Genomic DNA, 17,037 nt, shown 5'->3' with positions numbered 1-17,037 from the left:
CCCGATGCGACGGCAGACCGGGTGGTCATCGCGCGAGCCGGGCTGCGACGCCCGACGCGTAGCGCTCGTAGTTGGCGGTCGTCTCGGCAACCGAGTCGCCCCCGAACTTCTCGAGTGCCGCCTGGGCGACGACCAACGCCACCATCGCCTCGGCCACGACACCGGCCGCGGGCACCGCGCACACGTCGGACCGCTGGTGGATGGCCACGGCTTCCTCACCGGTCGACATGTCGACGGTGGCCAGCGCGCGCGGGACCGTCGAGATCGGCTTCATCGCCGCGCGCACGCGGAGCGCCTCCCCGTTGGTCATGCCGCCCTCGAGGCCGCCCGCGCGGTTGGTCGAACGCAGGATTCCGTCCGGGCCCGGACGCATCTCGTCGTGCGCCTGGCTGCCGCGACGGCGCGCGGTCTCGAAGCCGTCGCCGACCTCGACACCCTTGATGGCCTGAATGCCCATCAGGGCGGACGCGAGACGGGCGTCGAGGCGGTCCGCGCCGCTGATGAACGATCCGAGACCCACAGGGAGACCGTGGATGACGACCTCGACGACCCCGCCGAGGGTGTCGCCGTCACGCTTGGCCGCCTCGATCTCGGCGATCATCGATTCCTCGGCGGCCTTGTCGAAGGCGCGTACCGGGCTGGCGTCGATCGCCGCCAGATCCGACGCGGTGGGTTCGGGGCCGACGTACGGGTCGGACGCGCCGATGGAGATCACGTGGGACAACACCTCCACGCCGAACACCTGGCGGAGGAAACTGCGGGCGAAAGTCGCGGCCGCGACCCGTGCCGCGGTCTCGCGTGCGCTCGCGCGTTCGAGAACCGGGCGGGCGTCGTCGAATCCGTACTTGAGCATGCCCGAGTAGTCGGCGTGACCGGGGCGCGGGCGGGTCAGTGGCGCATTCCGCGCCTGGTCGGCGAGCAGTTCGGCGTCCACCGGGTCCGCGGACATGATGGTTTCCCACTTGGGCCACTCCGTGTTACCCACCTCGACGGCGATCGGTCCGCCGAGTGTCCGCCCGTGGCGCACACCACCGACGATGGTGACCTTGTCGGCCTCGAACTTCATCCGCGCGCCGCGGCCGTAGCCGAGACGGCGTCGCGCGAGTTGGGTCGAGATGTCCTCGGACGTCACTTCGACGCCCGCGACCATCCCCTCGAGCATCGCGACGAGGGCGGGACCATGGGATTCTCCGGCAGTTATCCAGCGCAGCACGCCCAATATCCTTCCATGTCGCCGCGCCCGGCAGTGACGGTGGTCCTCCCAACCGTGTGCCGGGCGCGGACTCGTTCAGGTGACGTGCGCGGCGAACAGCGCAACCAGTGTCGCGGCACACATGGCGGGGCCGTGAGGGAGCGGCGGCGGCGAACCCCGGGGGGCGAGAACGATGCAGCCCACCAGCGCTGTCAGCGCCGGCGCGAGCCCCGCCGCGAGCACCCAGGCTTCTCCCCCGGCGAGCCCGGCGGCTGCGCCCACCCCGAGGGCGAGTTTCACGTCACCCGCACCGACCGCCCCGGGGGCGCCGAGGTACAGGGCGAGATACGCCGACGCCAACAGGAACCCGCCGATCACGGCTGTGGCCGCGGATCCGGTCGCAGCGCCGACGCCGACGATCGCGAGGAAGCCGGGCAGGGTCAGCAGGTTCGGCAGCTTCCGCGCACACAGGTCGGTGGCGGCGAGACTCACACACCACCACCAGAACGCGAGCGCACACGGCAGCACCCCCGGTGTGGATGCGGTGGTACCGGCCCAGACCGTGGCGGGGACGCCGACAGCGCACACCGCCTCACACCAGCCCGCCCGCACCGTGCCCACGAACAGGCCGGCCGTCCGGCGGGCTGCCCATCCCGCACCCGCACCTGCCACCACACTCGCCACGATCAGCCACCACATACCGAGCAGCATGCGTGACCGGATCACCGTGTCGATCACCGTGACCTGGCACGACAATCGACCTGTGGATGGCGGTCCGGCCTGTGGACTACTAGCCCAGAGCGGCCGCCATCGCCTCGCGCGGCGCCGGGCGACCGGTAAACTGCTCGACCTGCCCGAACGCCTGGTGCAGGAGCATCGAGAGTCCGCCGACAACGGTGCCGCCCGCCGCCTCGACGGCCGCTGCCAGCGGGGTCGGCCACGGATCGTAGATCGCGTCGAGCACGAACGGCGCCCGCCCGAGAATGTCCGCGTACTCGGTGATCGCGGCGGAGGGAACGGTGCTGACGAGCGCGGCGGCCGACGCGCACCGAGCACCGAGTTCCGGGCTGTCGAAGCCGAGCAACCGGACGTCGAGTCCCACCGATTCCGCGCACCCCAGTGCACCTGCCGCGCGACCCGCGTCGCGTGCCACCACGGTCACCGATTTCACGCCCATGTCGGCGAGCGCCACGAGCGCGGGTCTGGCCGTTCCCCCGGCGCCGACGACGACCGCCTCGGTGCCCGCGATGGTTCCGACACCACCCGCGATGAGAGCACCGCTGACCCCGTCGACGTCGGTGCAGTCGGCACGCCAGCCACCCTCGATACGGACGAGGGTGTTCGCGGAGCCGATCACCACGGCCCGTTCGGTGCGCTCGGACGCGAATTCGAGTGCGGCGATCTTGCCCGGCATCGTGACGGACAGCCCGACCCATTCCGGGCCGAGCCCGGACACCAGGCCGGGCAGTCGCTCCCCGTCGCACTCGATCCGGTCGTACGTCCACCCGGTGAGACCGAGCGCCCGATACGCCGCGAGGTGCAATTGCGGCGAGCGCGAATGCGCGATCGGGCTGCCCAGCACCGCAGCTTTGCGTGCGGTCACCACTTCATCGTCCACTGTTGAGAATCCCGTTGTTCAGAGCCTGGTCGATATTGGCCAGGTGTTCGTCGTAGCTCTTCGTGAACAGGGTGGTGCCCTTCGAATCGACCGTCACGAAGTAGATCCAGTCGCCCGGTGCCGGTTGTTCGACGGCCTGCAACGCCCCGATGCTGGGCGAGGAGATCGGCGTCGCGGGTAGACCGGGGCTCGCGTACGTGTTCCAGGGTGTCACCTGTGCGCGGTCGGCGTCGGTGGTGGCCAGTTCGGTCGTGTCGAGCGCGTAGTTGACCGTCGAGTCGAACTGCAACGCCTGGTTGACGGCGAGCCGGTTGAGGATGACGCGAGCGACCTTGGAGAAGTCGTCCGGCATCGCCTCCCGTTCCACCAGGGACGCCGCGATCAGCATCTTGTACGGCGTGAGTCCGACCTGGTCGCCCGCGGTGAGGATCCCGGTCTTCTCGTAGCTCGCGGAACTCTCGGTGACCAGCCTCTGGAGAATGGCGGCGGGACCGGCGGTCGGATCGAAATCCCAGCTGCCCGCGGCGATGAGGCCCTCGAGCTGACGATCCCGGTCCGGAACACCGGCGACCGCGTCCTTCGCCCAGTCGGGAACCCCGAGCGCGGACAGGTCGCCTGCACCGGCGGCGTTGAGGTCGTCGTAACCGATGCACTGCTCCTGGCCGGCCTCACCGATACAACTGGCCTCGGAGATCAGGGTGTAGATCCCCTTCTTCTTGGCCCCGGTCTGCACATCGGTGGTGTCGTGGAGTTGCCTGCCCTCGGAGATGATCATCTGCCCGACGCGGGAGGTGGGGTCGATCAGTTCCTGCACGGCGTCATCCGCCGGAATCTGGGTCGGGAGGCTGTAGAAGCCGGGTTGCACCGAGTTCATCGCGTTGCTCTGGACCGCGGCGTTGAAGAAGGCCGATCCGCTGGCGACGACGTCCCGCTCGGCCAGAGTGGAGGCGATCTCCTCCGCGGTGTCGCCGGGATGAACCTGCACGACCACGTCGGGACCACCCGGGCCCGCGTAGTCCGCAGGGGCGTCGGGACCGCCGAAGAACATCCTGCCGCCGACGAACACGATGCCGATCAGCACTGTCAGGACCGTCGCGGCTGCGAGGGCGCCGAACAGCTTGCCTCGGCGTGTGCGTCCTGTGGCCTGTTTGCGCCGGCGGGCCTGCGTCCGGGCGTGGGCGCGAGTCGGCGGGATCTCCTCGGGGATCGCCGAGATTATCTGTGTCTCGGCCTCCGCGAACGCGACATCGGGCTGGTCGGGCGGTGTGTCGTAGCGGTCGTCGGGATGGGTGTGGGAACCGTACTGCTCGTCGACGTACGCGGGCTCTTCGACGTAGGCGGGCTCGTCGTACGCGTGGTCGTCGGCTGCCGGTTCCCGGTAGGCGCGGGCGTCGCCGTACGAACGGGGACCGTATCCGTCCTCGTAGACGGGCTCGGGGACGAACGGTTGCTCGTACACCGGGTCCTCGTACACCGGGTCCTCGTACACCGGGTCCTCGTACACCGGCTGCTCGAACACCGGCTCCGTGTAGTGGGCGGGGGGTTCGTCGACGTCACGGTCGTCGTACACCACCGCGTGGCGCCCCGTGGTGACGACGTCGTCGTCCTCGGGGGGCGGCGCGTAGTCGACCTGGTCGTCGTCCTCGTCGAGGTAGCGGTGCCGTCGGGGTTCGCGCGGGACGTACTGGAATTCGGGTCGCTCACCTGCGGGTCGCCGATGATTGCTCACTGGCCCCCCTCCGGTAGCTGCGCGTCCCCACCTGAATCCCCTGCATTCACCGACCTGCTCCGCTCGTCCAACCATCCCTGCAAGATCGCCACCGCCGCAGCCTGGTCGATCACAGGACGCTGGCCCCTCGCACTGACACCGCTCTCGCGAAGCGCCCGCGCGGCAGTGACGGTCGTCAGACGTTCGTCCGCCATCCGCACCGGTATCGGGTCGACCTTCCTTCGCAATCGCTTCGCGAACACAGTAGCGATCGAGGCGGCCTTCCCCCGTTCACCCCGCAAGGTCTGCGGCAGACCGACGATAACCTCCACGGCCTCGTATTCCTCGACAATGTCGGCAATGCGCCGGATATCCGGCGCGTCGGGTCCCCGTTCCTTGGACCGGGGCACCGTCTCCACGGGGGTGGCGAGGATCCCGTCGGGGTCGCTCGACGCGACCCCGATCCGGACGCTGCCCACATCGATGCCGATGCGCCGACCACGCCCAGGGTCGTCGACTCCCGGTCGATCCGGACCCTGTTCCGCGTGATCCACCGCTACTGGCTCCCCACCTTGTCCGCCACTTGTCCCCGGACTGCGTCGAGGGCAGCCGCAATTCCGCTGGTGTCCGAACCGGAGCCCTGTGCCATGTCGGCCTTTCCGCCTCCGCGGCCGCCGATCTTCGGACCGAATCCCTTCACGAGGTCGCCGGCCGCCAGGCCGAGTTCCTGTGCCGCCTTGTTCACGGCCACCACGAACGGAACCTTGCCGTCGACGTCGCCGAGCAGCGCGACCACGGCGGGCTGGGTGCCGAACCGGCCACGGATGTCGGTGACGAGCCCACGCAGGTCGTTGCCGCCGACACCGGCCGGGGCGGAATCCGCGACCAGCAGCACCGGCCCGACCCTCTGCGCCTTGTCGACGAACGTGCCCGCCGCGGCGAGAACCGCCTGCGCGCGGGTCTGCTCGAGTTCCTTCTCCGCCACCCGGAGTCGCTCCACCAGCGCCTCGACGCGGGCAGGCACTTCTTCCGAGGGCACCTTCAGCGACGACGACAGACCGGCGAGGAGCGCGCGTTCCTTGGCCAGGTAGCGGTACGAATCGAGCCCGACGTATGCCTCGACGCGGCGCACACCGGAACCGACGGACTGCTCACCGAGCAGGGTGACGTTGCCGATCTGCGAGGAGCTGCCCACGTGAGTTCCACCACACAGCTCCATCGAGAACGGTCCGCCGATCTCGACGACCCGCACCTCGTCGCCGTAGTTCTCGCCGAACAGCGCCATCGCGCCCATCGACTTCGCCTTGTCGAGATCGGTGACGAACGTGTTCACCGAGTAGTCGGCGGCCACCGCCTCGTTCGCGACGACCTCGATGTCCTGCTTCTGCGCTTCCGTCAGCGCGCCCTGCCAGGAGAAGTCGAAACGCAGGTAGCCCGGCTTGTTCAGCGAGCCGGCCTGAACCGCGTTGGGGCCGAGCACCTGTCGCAGCGCGGCGTGCACCATGTGGGTGCCGGAATGCCCCTGCGTGGCACCCTTGCGCCACGCGGCGTCGACCTGCGCGAGCACGACGTCACCCTCGGTGAGCTGACCCTCCTGCACGGTCACCTTGTGGACCCACAGCTTCTTGGCGATCTTCTGGACGTCGTTGACCTTCACCCGCAGGCCCGGGCCGGTGAGGGTACCGAGGTCGGCGATCTGGCCACCCGCCTCCGCGTACAGGGGGCTGCGGTCGAGGATGACCTCGACGTCCTGGCCCGCCGTCGCGACGGGGACCCGCTGCCCCTGCGAGATCAGCGCGAGAACATGTGCCTCGGAGACCAATTCGTGGAATCCGGTGAATTCGGTGGGTCCGCGGTCGAGGAGTTCCTTGTAGACGGTCAGGTCGGCGTGCGCGTGCTTACGGGCCTGGGCGTCGTCCTTCGCGCGCTGCCGCTGTTCCGCCATCAGCGTGCGGAAGCCCTCCTCGTCGACGGTCAGGCCGGCCTCGGCCGCCATCTCCAGGGTCAGATCGATCGGGAAGCCGTACGTGTCGTGGAGCGCGAACGCCTGGTCGCCGCCGATCGTCGACTTGCCGGACGCCTTCACCGACTCGGCGGCGCCTTCGAACAGCTTCGAGCCGGACGTGAGGGTTTTGAGGAACGCGGTCTCCTCCCCCACCGCGACCGTCTCGATGCGGCCGAAGTCGGTGTCGAGGACCGGGTAGGACGGCGCCATCGTGTCGCGGACGACGGTGATGAACTCACGCATGCTGGGCTTGTCGGCGCCGAGCAGCTTCGCGGACCGGACGATGCGCCGCAGCAGGCGGCGCAGGACGTAGCCGCGCCCGTCGTTGCCGGGGTTCACGCCGTCGGCGATGAGCATCGCCGCGGTGCGCGCGTGGTCGGCGATGACCCGAAAGCGCACGTCGTCGTCGTGGACGGCGCCGTACTTGCGGCCCGACAGTTCCTCGGCCTTCGCGATGACCGGGCGCACGAGGTCGGTCTCGTACACGTTGTCGACGCCCTGGAGCAGGAACGCGACGCGCTCGACACCCATGCCGGTGTCGATGTTCTGCTTCGGCAGCGGGCCGAGGATCTCGAAGTTGTCCTTGCTGATGCCGAGGCCACGCTCGTTCTGCATGAACACGAGATTCCAGATCTCGATGTAGCGGTCCTCGTCGGCCTCCGGGCCGCCTTCCTTGCCGTACTCGGGGCCGCGGTCGTAGTAGATCTCCGAGCACGGGCCGCAGGGGCCGGGAATGCCCATGGACCAGTAGTTGTCGGCCATGCCGCGGCGCTGGATCCGCGATTCGGGAACGCCGACCTCGTCGCGCCAGATGTCGCGGGCCTCGTCGTCGTCGAGGTAGACCGTCACCCAGATGCGCTCGGGATCGAAGCCGTAACCCCCGTCGTCGACGCTCGAGGTCAGCAGCGCCCACGCATGCTTGATCGCGTCGCGCTTGAAGTAGTCGCCGAACGAGAAGTTGCCGGCCATCTGGAAGAACGTGTTGTGCCGTGTGGTGATGCCCACATTCTCGATGTCGAGGGTGCGCACACACTTCTGGACACTGGTCGCCCTCGGGTACGGCGGCGTCTGCTGGCCGAGGAAGAACGGCACGAACTGCACCATCCCGGCGTTGACGAACAGCAGGTTCGGATCGTCGAGAATCAGCGAGGCGCTGGGTACCTCGGTGTGGCCTGCCTTGACGAAATGGTCGAGGAAGCGCCGGCGAATCTCGTGGGTCTGCACGTCAGTGATCCTTATTGTCTGTCTCGAGGGCAACGATGGGTCGAACAAGCTGAGCGAACCACGCGTCCACCGCGCAGTTCGGCAACATTCAGCTTAACCGGCCACCCTGACGGTTCGTGCCGCGGACGATGGCGCGCAATTTGTCCACACGCCCCGCGATGTCCCGCTCACCGCCGTGAGTGGTGGGCTGGTAGTAGTCGACACCGACCAGCTCGTCCGGCGGATACTGCTGCGCCAGTACCCCGTCGGGATGATCGTGGGGATAGCGGTACCCGACGGCGTTGCCGAGTTTCGCGGCCCCCGCGTAGTGGCCGTCGCGCAGGTGCGGCGGGACGAGCCCGGCGTTTCCGGCCGCGACATCCGCCATCGCGGCACCGAGCGCCGCGATGACGGCCCCCGACTTGGGTGCGGTCGCGAGGTGGATCGTGGCCTGGGCGAGGGCCAGGCGGGCCTCGGGCATCCCGATCAGCTGTACTGCCTGCGCGGCGGCGGTCGCGGTCTGCAATGCGGTGGGGTCGGCCATCCCGATGTCCTCGCTGGCATGGACCACCAGCCGCCGCGCGATGAAGCGGGGGTCCTCGCCCGCCGTGAGCATCCGGGCCAGGTAGTGCAGGGCGGCGTCGACGTCCGAACCGCGGATCGACTTGATGAAGGCGCTGATCACGTCGTAGTGCTGATCGCCGTCGCGGTCGTAGCGGACGGCCGCCTTGTCGACGCTCGCCTCCACGGTCGCGAGGTCCAGCAGCACCGGACGGTCCGCGTCACCGGCCTGGTCGAGCGCAGCGCCCGCCGCCGCCTCGAGCGCGGTGAGCGCCCGGCGGGCGTCGCCGGCCGCGAGGCGCACCAGATGGTCCATCGCGTCACCCGCGATCTCGATTTCCCCGCCGAGACCCCGCTCGTCGGTGCGGGCCCGCTCCAGGAGGTTCTCGATGTCGTCCGCCGTCAGCGACTGCAGTTGCAGGACGAGTGAGCGGGACAGCAGCGGGGACACCACGGAGAACGAGGGATTCTCGGTGGTGGCGGCCACGAGGAGCACGATCCGGTTCTCCACTGCCGCCAGCAGGGCGTCCTGCTGGGTCTTCGAGAAGCGGTGCACCTCGTCGATGAACAGCACCGTCTGCTCGCCCGCGAGCAGGCGGCGGCGGGCCAGTTCGATGACGCCGCGCACTTCCTTCACCCCGGCGGACAACGCGGACAGTGCCTCGAAGCGGCGGCCGGTGGCCCCCGAGATCAGCGACGCCAGCGTCGTCTTGCCGGTGCCGGGCGGACCGTACAGCAGGACGGACGCGGCCCCCGACCCCTCCACGAGGCGCCGCAGCGGCGCACCGGGGCCCAGGAGATGCTGCTGCCCGACCACCTCACCGAGCGTCCGGGGACGCATGCGCACGGCCAGCGGTGCGTGGTGGTCGACCGACACGGGACCGGGAACCGATCGCGGGGCCGATGCCGCCTCGTCGGGCTGCGCCGTCTCGAACAGGCCTGCCGACTCGTCCTCGCCGACATCCGAACCGAAAAGATCGCTCACAAGTTCGACGCTACTGGAACCGCACCGTCGGACCCAGTCCGGCCGGACCGCGGGTCAGCCGACGGACAGTCCCCGGATCTTGTCGGCGATGACGCGGGCGTGGTGGGCGACCACCGTGTTCCCGGCGTGATCGGCCGAGCGGGCCAGCTTGTCCCAGCGCTGGGTCAGCGCCTCGGACCGCGGCACGGACAGGTGGTGTTCGCGGACGGCCGCGATGCGCGTGTGGTTCTCCGGCAGGAACAGGTAGGTGCTGAGCCACACCCAGATCAGTTGCGCCTCGACCATGCGGGCGGCGAGCACGTTGTCGTCGGCGAGCGCAGGCCACATCCCCACGACCTCCGCACGCCAGGCCTCGATCATCGCCTGCGTCCGGTCCTCGGACAGTTCGATGCTGCACAGGCAGCCGGGGAACGAGACCAGCGCGTACGCGATGTCGAGCATGGCGTCGCGGAAACCGCCCCACTCGTAGTCGAGGAACCGCACGCCCTCGTCGTTGACGATGATGTTGTCCGGGCACAGGTCGGACGGGCTGAACGCCCGGAAGCGGCCGCTCTCGAACAGCTTCGCGGCACGCGCCACCTGATCGGTCAGGTCCGGGGAGACGTCGACGCGGAGGATCTCGGACAGCAGGCCGGGCACGGCGGGCACCGCACGCTCCACCTGCTCGGCCACGGTGTCGTCGCAGTGCGCCACCTCGGCGCGGCGCAGCAGGGCGGTGAAGTCTTCCTCGCGGCCCACGGTGGCCGCGTGCATGCGGCCGAGCGCCTGGGCCATCGCCATCAGGGTGTTGGTGACGGTGTCGGAGTCGGAGTGCTCGAGCAGGGCGCTGATCGGGGTGGCGTCCCCGAGGTCGCTGAGCACGAGGAGCCGGGCGTCGAGGTCGGATGCGAGCAGTTCGGCTCCGGGGCGGCTGTCCGTCGCCAGCGCCGTGGCGAACTGGTACGAGACGGCCTCCCGGAGGAAGGCGCTGCGGCTGTCGCCGGTGAGATCGTCGGGATCGACGGCCCGCGCGCCGGACACCCCGGACTCCTCGCGGACCTGCTTGATCACCAACGTCCGCGGAAGGGAGAACGGATTCTCCGCCACGCGCACACGGAGCACGATGGTGCGGCCACTACCGCCGAGATCCACGGGATCCACCAGTGTCACGGGTGCCCCTGTGCGACGGGTGAGCAGCTTCTCGGCTGCGGCAACTACCTCTGAAACGGGGTCTGCCAGTATTGCAGTCATCGCGGACCAACTTACCTGCTAGTGACACGGATCATCGAGTCCTCCACCGGAAGCCCGGATGAATTTCAGCATTTCGGCTGATCCGGCGCGAGCACTTCGATCGGCGCCACGTCAACCGACACCGCAATGGTGCTGTTTCGTGCCTCTGTGTATATGACACCGCGCAGGGGCGGCACGTCCGCGTAGTCCCGGCCCCACGCGACCACGGTGTACCGCTCGTCGACGAGCTGGTCGTTGGTGGGGTCGAAGGCGAGCCACCGGTCCCCCGGCATCCACACGGCCGCCCAGGCGTGGGTGGCGTCGACGCCGATCATCCGTTCCTTGCCGGGCGGCGGTTGCGTCGCCAGATAGCCGGACACGTACCGGGCCGCGAGTCCCCGCGAGCGCAGGCAGGCGATGGCGAGCCGAGCGAAGTCCTGGCACACCCCCGACCGCTTCTCGAGCACCTCCGCGACGCGCGTGGAGACCGACGTCGACCCCGACTTGTACTGGAAGTCGCGGTGGATGCGCGTGGTGAGATCGACCACCGCGTCGGCGAGGGGCCGTTCCGGTGGGAAACTCGGCGCCGCGTACTCGCGGACTGCGTCGCTGATCTCGGGGGGTTCGAGGTCGAGCACGAACTCCTGCGCCATCGCCCCCTCGGTTCCCACGGGGCGGGACAATTCCCACGGCGCGTTCGCGGGTGCGGCGGCGAGTCCGGTCTTGTCGGGTCCGTAGACCTCGATCTCGGATTCGGCCGCCACGACCAGTTCCTCGTGCGGCGTGCTCACCTGGAAGTACAGGTCCCGGTTGCCGTACACGTCGGACCCGGTGGAACGGTCCGCGGGCACCGGCGAGATGTCGACGACGGAACTCACGCATCGCTGTTCCTCGGTGTCGCGGGGCAGGAGATAACCCCGGCCGTACGACGAGGACACCGGCCCCGAGTACGTGTACGTGGTGCGGTGGGTGATCCTGTATCGGCGCAGCACCGGCCGTTCCGCTGCCTCGTCTGTGCGGGGCGACACGTCGGTCATGCGGGAACCCCGCCCTGCGCGGCGCTCCACGTGGTCCCGCTGCCCCACAGCGGCTGGGTGCCGCCCGGCAGCGACAGCTGACCTTTCAACATCACGTCGGACAGTTCGCTCAGCAGTGCGCGCATCGTGGCCGTCAGCTCACCCAGCTCCTTCCGGGACCCGGTCGCGTCGACCGATTCGAGTCGAGCAGGGTCGACGCGCCGCACGGTATTGACCATGTCCTCGACGAGCCGCTCCGCACGCGACGCACCCGAGGCGTCCGGCAGTGCGGTCAGATTCGCACGGAGCGCCTCGAGCTGGAACGCCAGCGACCGCGGGTTCTTCACGTCGAACAGCAGCAACTCGGCCACGGCGGCCGGGCGGATGCTCCGATTGCGGCGGCGATAGACGACGGAACTCTCGGTGGCGACGAGGAGCGATTCGATCACCGCCCGCTCGGTCGCCGGGTCCGTCTTCCGTCGCAGCGTGGACTCCACGAGCGCGGTCAGGGTGGCTGCCCGCTCGATTCGCTTCCCGATGTCCATGACGTGCCAGCCGGTGTCCCGGACCAGCGATTCCGCGGCGACTCCGGACAGAGCGAGCATCCCACCGAGTACTGCGGACTGCGCCTCGAACAGCACGGACCCGTCGTCGGCCGTGTCGGCGGCGACCTGTCCGAGTGCGCGTTCGACGGAACTGAGGACGGCCCAGATGTCGGTGGACAGTTGCCCGCGCACGGCCCGCGCGGCCTGCTCGACGCCACGGACCGCGTGCGCGAGCGACCCGTCCCGGCCGGGGTCGACCGTCAGCGAACGGAACTCCGAGCGCACCCGCAACTGGTCGGCGACCGGATCCGAGCCGGACTCGGCACAGCGACCGGGCTCCTCCGGGCGGTTCCCGGCGTCGGCGACCAACAGGACCGTGTCGAGCAGGATCGGGAGGCTTCCGCCGCCCGCGAGCCACGGTCGCAGGCGGTAGTCGCGGTACTTCTCGCCGACGGCGATCATCAGGCGTGCCGCACCCTCGGCGCGCTCGGCGAACCGGCCCATCCAGAACAGTTCGGTCAGTGCGCGCGGCGACGTCATCAGGTCGGACGTCGTCGCCGCATACCTGGGCAGGGCTTCCCCGTCGCGGTCGGCGGCGTCCCCCGGATCGGTGGACGCGGTGCGCTGGGCCAACCGGATCCAGACGTCCTTCGCGCCGACGTGACGCCGGTCGCCGCGCTCGGCCCCGGGAACGAGAGACGTGCCGAGACCTCCGGCCATGGGGGTGAATCCGACCTGCTGCGCCACGGTGAACAGCCGCACCCCGACCGGTGCGAGGAAGACGTCGCCGGATCCGTCGGCCGCGGGCGCATACGAGGGGTCCGGGACGATCTGCCCGACCCACCGCTCGGGTTCGGCCCGCACCCGGTCCAGCAGGGTGTCCCGGTCAGCGGCACCGAGCTCGGCTGGCACGATCGGCGACCCCCCGTGCACCGCGCGCAGCACCATCGACGAGGCGTTCGCGAGGATGTGCGACAGCTCCGACCGGTCGCCACCCCAGAAACTCGGAACCGACGGCAGGAGTAGGTCCTCGTCGAGGAGACGACGGCACAGGTCCGGGAGCAGCCTGGTGAGGGCCGGGTTCTCGAGGATTCCGCTGCCGAGGGGGTTGACGACGGTCACCGCTCCCCGTCGCAGCACCTCGACGAGCCCGACCACGCCCGACCGGGAGTCGGGGCGCAGGTCGAGGGGGTCGGCGAGGTCGGCGTCCACCCGCCGGACGATCACGTCGACGCGTTCCAGATTGCCGAGCGAGCGCATCCACACGTGGCCGTCGCGGACCACCAGGTCGGCGCTCTCCACCAGCGGGAAGCCGAGGACGGTCGCGAGATACGCCTGATCGAATGCCGCCTCGGACCGGGTGCGGGGGCTGAGGACGACGACCAGGGGGTCTTCGGTGCCCGCGGGGGCGGCGTCGATCGCCGCGAGCCGCATCGACTGGGCGAAGGAGGACAGCGGACGCGGGCCGACGGTCTCGTAGATGCCGGGCATCGCGCGGGCGACGACGCGGCGATCCGCCATCGCGTAACCGGCGCCTGCCGGGGACTGCGTGTGGTCGCGCAGCGCGTGGAACGTGCCGTCGGCCCCGCGGCCGACGTCGAGTCCGTGCAGGAACAGTTGATGGCGGCCCGGCACCGTGATGCCGTGCGCCGCACGGACGTACCCCGGGTGCCCGAACACCGTGCGGGCCGGCACGGCGCCGCTCCGGACGAGCGCCATCGGTCCGTACAGATCGGCGAGTACCGCGTCGAGGAGGCGGGAGCGCTGCACGAAGCCCGCTGCGAGCTGTTCCCATTCCTCGGCCGCGACGATCAGCGGGACCGCGTCGATCTCCCACCGCGGCGGCACGGTCGGGGCGTCCGATCCGTCGAGGGGGTTGTAGGTGATCCCGTGGTTGTCGACGAGAAGCCGGATGCGGGACTGCAGGCGGCGGACGGAGTCCGGCCCGCCGCCGGTGAAGTCCCGGGCCAGCTCCGCCCACGGTTCCCGGACGTCGCCGCCGTCGCCGAAGAGTTCGTCGTAGCCCGCGCCGTCGTGCGGTGACACGATCATCAGGCCCTCCGCCTCTGTGCCACGGACCGCTCTTTCCGCGCCTGCTCGAGTAGCCGGCGGGGATCGCCGCCGCTGCGCAATCGCAGTGCCAGAACGAGAACCCCTGCGATCACGATGCCCACCATGTTGACACCGAGCTGCAGCGCCGCCAGCGCCGCGACGCGCCATTCGCCCACGGTGACCGCGACGGCGGCGAATCCCGCCGCGGGAACGGTGGTGACCGAGATGAACACGCCGACGAGTGCCGCCGACTTCGCGGACACGAGCGCGAGCATGCCTGCCGCGCCGGCGAGGAGCGCGACGATCAGCGAGAGCGGTCCGACCCGGTAGATGAAATCGACCTGGTCGAGGGACTCGATGCTCTCGAACTCCATCCAGCCGACCCGCTCCATCAGCAGCGTCGCGACCAGCGTGGCCGCCATCGCGAACGGGAAACCGACGAGCAGGGCGATCAGCGACCGCCGGGCCAGACCGAGCTTGCGCCGCATCAGCGCGACGGCGAGTGCGGCGAGCGGGCCGAATTCCGGCCCCACCACCATGGCCCCGACGACGGTGATCGGCGAGTCGGTCACCACACCGACCGCGGCCAGCAGGCAGGCGATGGTGAGGAACGCGAGGAAGGTGCCGTTGAGTGTCGACTCCTCGCGCGTCCGGCTGACCAGTTCCTCCCACACGACGCTGTCCGCGGGATCGCCCGGAGCCGCCTTCTCCGCGTCGTGTGCGGACTTCGACAGCACCGTTTCGACGGGCACCACCGTGATCGCGCCGGTGCGATCGATTCCCAGGGCCTCGAGCGCGTCGATGACGTCGTTCGCGGATTCGCGGGCCACGTCGGTCTGGATCGCGTCGCCGGCGGGGTCGATTGCGGCGGCGCGCAGCACCACCACGTGGGTGGCGCCGGGTTCCGCGGCGAGCACACCGAGGACGTCCTCGGTGCGCTCGGCCGGACAGATCACTCGCAGGTGCAACATCGTGTCCCCCGGCTGTTCCGCGTCGTCCGGTCAATCGAGTTCCGCCGGCAGATACCGCCGGCGGACCCGCCTACTTGTCTGCGGGTGCGTCGGGCTTGGCCGACGCGGCGTCGCCCTTCGGCTCCGGCTTGGCGTCCACCCCGGACTCCTTGCGCTGCTGCGCGGTGATCGGAGCCGGAGCATTGGTCAGGGGATCGACGCCGCCGCCCGACTTCGGGAACGCGATGACCTCGCGGATCGAATCGACCCCGGCCAGCAGGGCGGTGATGCGGTCCCAGCCGAACGCGATGCCGCCGTGCGGCGGGGCGCCGAACGCGAACGCGTCGAGCAGGAAGCCGAACTTCTCCTCGGCCTCCTCGTGGGAGATGCCCATCACCTTGAACACTCGCTCCTGAATGTCCTTGCGGTGGATACGGATACTGCCGCCACCGATCTCGTTGCCGTTACAGACGATGTCGTAGGCGTACGCGAGCGCGGACCCCGGGTCGGTGTCGAACGTGTCGATCGACTCCGGCTTGGGCGAGGTGAACGCGTGGTGCACCGCCGTCCAGGCGCTGTAGCCGAGCGCGACGTCGCCGCTCGCGGTGGCGTCCGCGGTCGGCTCGAACAGCGGTGCGTCGACGACCCACACGAACGCCCACGCGTCCGGGTCGATGAGGTTCTGCTTGCGGGCGATCTCGCCACGCGCGGCACCGAGCAGCGCACGCGACGACTTGGTGGTGCCGGCGGCGAAGAAGATGCAGTCGCCCGGCTTCGCCCCGACGTGCGCGGCGAGGCCCTCGCGCTCGGTGTCGGTGAGGTTCTTGGCCACCGGTCCGCCGAGCGTGCCGTCCTCGCCGACGAGCACGTACGCCAGGCCCTTGGCCCCGCGCTGCTTCGCCCATTCCTGCCACGCGTCGAGCTGCTTACGCGGCTGGCTCGCACCGCCGGGCATGACCACCGCGCCGACGTATTCCTGCTGGAAGACCCGGAACGTGGTGTCCTTGAAGAACTCGGCGCACTCGACCAGTTCGACGCCGAAGCGCAGGTCCGGCTTGTCGGAGCCGTAGCGACGCATCGCCTCCGCGTACGTCATGCGCGCGATCGGCGTCTTGATCTCGTGCCCGACCAGCTTCCACAGCGACGACAGCACCTCCTCGGCGAGGAGGATGACGTCGTCCTGGTTGACGAAGCTCATCTCGATGTCGAGCTGAGTGAACTCGGGCTGGCGGTCCGCGCGGAAGTCCTCGTCGCGGTAGCAGCGCGCGATCTGGTAGTAGCGTTCGATGCCACCGACCATGAGCAGCTGCTTGAACAGCTGCGGGCTCTGCGGCAACGCGTAGAAGCTGCCCGGCTGCAGTCGCGCGGGAACCAGGAAGTCGCGGGCGCCCTCCGGCGTCGACCGCGTCAACGTGGGCGTCTCGACCTCGACGAACTCGTGGTGCGCGAGCACGGCTCGGGCCGCGGCGTTGACCTTGGACCGCAACCGGATGGCGTGACCGGGGCCCTCACGGCGCAGGTCCAGGTAGCGGTACTTCAGGCGCGCTTCCTCTCCGGCCTGGTCGTCCAGCTGGAACGGCAGCGGTGCGCTCTCGTTGAGGACCTCGAGGTCGGTGACGTTGACCTCGATGGCCCCGGTGGGGATCTCGAAGTTCTGGTTGCCCTCGGGACGTACCTCGACCACGCCGGTCACCTTGACGCAGTACTCCGCGCGCAGACGGTGAGCCTGCTCGGCGGCGGCGCCCTCCCGGAACACCACCTGGGAGACACCCGACGCGTCACGTAAATCGATGAAGATCACCCCGCCGTGATCACGACGCCTGGCAACCCAACCGGTGAGGGTTACGGTCTGCTGGGCCTGCTCGGCTCGCAATGAACCGGCGAGATGTGTGCGCAGCACGGGATTCCTTTCGAAACATGGGGCAAGCTACTTCGTTGGCTGAGATCCTACGGAGACACCGTGCGTGAGCGGAAACGCATACCCGCTTCACGT

The 17,037-nt window shown here is 69.7% G+C and carries 12 protein-coding genes; all 12 read right to left on the bottom strand.

Annotated elements, in window-relative coordinates:
- Positions 1-25: 25 nt before the first annotated feature.
- The 12 genes from aroC to aspS all read right to left on the bottom strand — a co-directional run bounded on the left by aroC (position 26) and on the right by aspS (position 16,944).
- Positions 26-1,213 carry a chorismate synthase gene (aroC, locus tag PSR88_RS36110; RefSeq protein WP_009480413.1) on the bottom strand — a complete coding sequence of 396 codons (1,188 nt, stop codon included), beginning with the start codon at positions 1,211-1,213 and terminating at the stop codon, positions 26-28.
- 75 nt (positions 1,214-1,288) lie between these two features.
- Positions 1,289-1,948, bottom strand: coding sequence for a prepilin peptidase (locus PSR88_RS36105; protein WP_011598858.1), 660 nt, complete (start codon positions 1,946-1,948; stop codon positions 1,289-1,291).
- Positions 1,949-1,982: 34 nt separating this feature from the next.
- Entirely contained in the window at positions 1,983-2,810 is an 828-nt protein-coding gene (locus PSR88_RS36100) for a shikimate dehydrogenase (RefSeq protein WP_011598857.1), read from the bottom strand.
- Entirely contained in the window at positions 2,800-4,539 is a 1,740-nt protein-coding gene (locus tag PSR88_RS36095; protein ID WP_016880316.1) for an endolytic transglycosylase MltG, read from the bottom strand. Before PSR88_RS36095 ends, PSR88_RS36100 begins: the two co-directional genes overlap by 11 nt.
- The gene (gene ruvX / locus PSR88_RS36090; protein ID WP_009480409.1) at positions 4,536-5,072 is read right to left on the bottom strand and encodes a Holliday junction resolvase RuvX; all 537 of its coding nucleotides are present in this window, start codon (positions 5,070-5,072) and stop codon (positions 4,536-4,538) included. Before ruvX ends, PSR88_RS36095 begins: the two co-directional genes overlap by 4 nt.
- A gap of 2 nt (positions 5,073-5,074) precedes the next feature.
- Positions 5,075-7,747 carry an alanine--tRNA ligase gene (alaS, locus tag PSR88_RS36085; protein ID WP_009480408.1) on the bottom strand — a complete coding sequence of 891 codons (2,673 nt, stop codon included), beginning with the start codon at positions 7,745-7,747 and terminating at the stop codon, positions 5,075-5,077.
- 88 nt (positions 7,748-7,835) lie between these two features.
- A complete protein-coding gene (locus PSR88_RS36080; protein WP_016880315.1) occupies positions 7,836-9,272 on the bottom strand; it encodes a replication-associated recombination protein A in 1,437 nt (478 codons plus the stop codon).
- A 54-nt stretch (positions 9,273-9,326) separates the two neighbouring features.
- The gene (locus PSR88_RS36075; protein WP_009480406.1) at positions 9,327-10,502 is read right to left on the bottom strand and encodes a phosphotransferase family protein; all 1,176 of its coding nucleotides are present in this window, start codon (positions 10,500-10,502) and stop codon (positions 9,327-9,329) included.
- A 65-nt stretch (positions 10,503-10,567) separates the two neighbouring features.
- Positions 10,568-11,518 carry a transglutaminase N-terminal domain-containing protein gene (locus PSR88_RS36070; RefSeq protein WP_011598854.1) on the bottom strand — a complete coding sequence of 317 codons (951 nt, stop codon included), beginning with the start codon at positions 11,516-11,518 and terminating at the stop codon, positions 10,568-10,570.
- Positions 11,515-14,094 carry a circularly permuted type 2 ATP-grasp protein gene (locus tag PSR88_RS36065; protein ID WP_016880314.1) on the bottom strand — a complete coding sequence of 860 codons (2,580 nt, stop codon included), beginning with the start codon at positions 14,092-14,094 and terminating at the stop codon, positions 11,515-11,517. Before PSR88_RS36065 ends, PSR88_RS36070 begins: the two co-directional genes overlap by 4 nt.
- A complete protein-coding gene (locus PSR88_RS36060) occupies positions 14,094-15,065 on the bottom strand; it encodes a DUF389 domain-containing protein (RefSeq protein WP_011598852.1) in 972 nt (323 codons plus the stop codon). The genes PSR88_RS36065 and PSR88_RS36060 overlap by 1 nt, the downstream gene beginning before the upstream one ends.
- Positions 15,066-15,135: 70 nt before the next feature.
- A complete protein-coding gene (aspS, locus tag PSR88_RS36055) occupies positions 15,136-16,944 on the bottom strand; it encodes an aspartate--tRNA ligase (RefSeq protein WP_011598851.1) in 1,809 nt (602 codons plus the stop codon).
- Positions 16,945-17,037: the final 93 nt, after the last annotated feature.

The sequence above is a fragment of the Rhodococcus sp. DK176 genome (assembly GCF_038447315.2).
Lineage (GTDB): Bacteria > Actinomycetota > Actinomycetes > Mycobacteriales > Mycobacteriaceae > Rhodococcus_F > Rhodococcus_F jostii_A.
The sequence above is the reverse complement of the archived record's forward strand: the minus strand, read 5'-3'. Positions and strand labels throughout refer to the sequence as shown.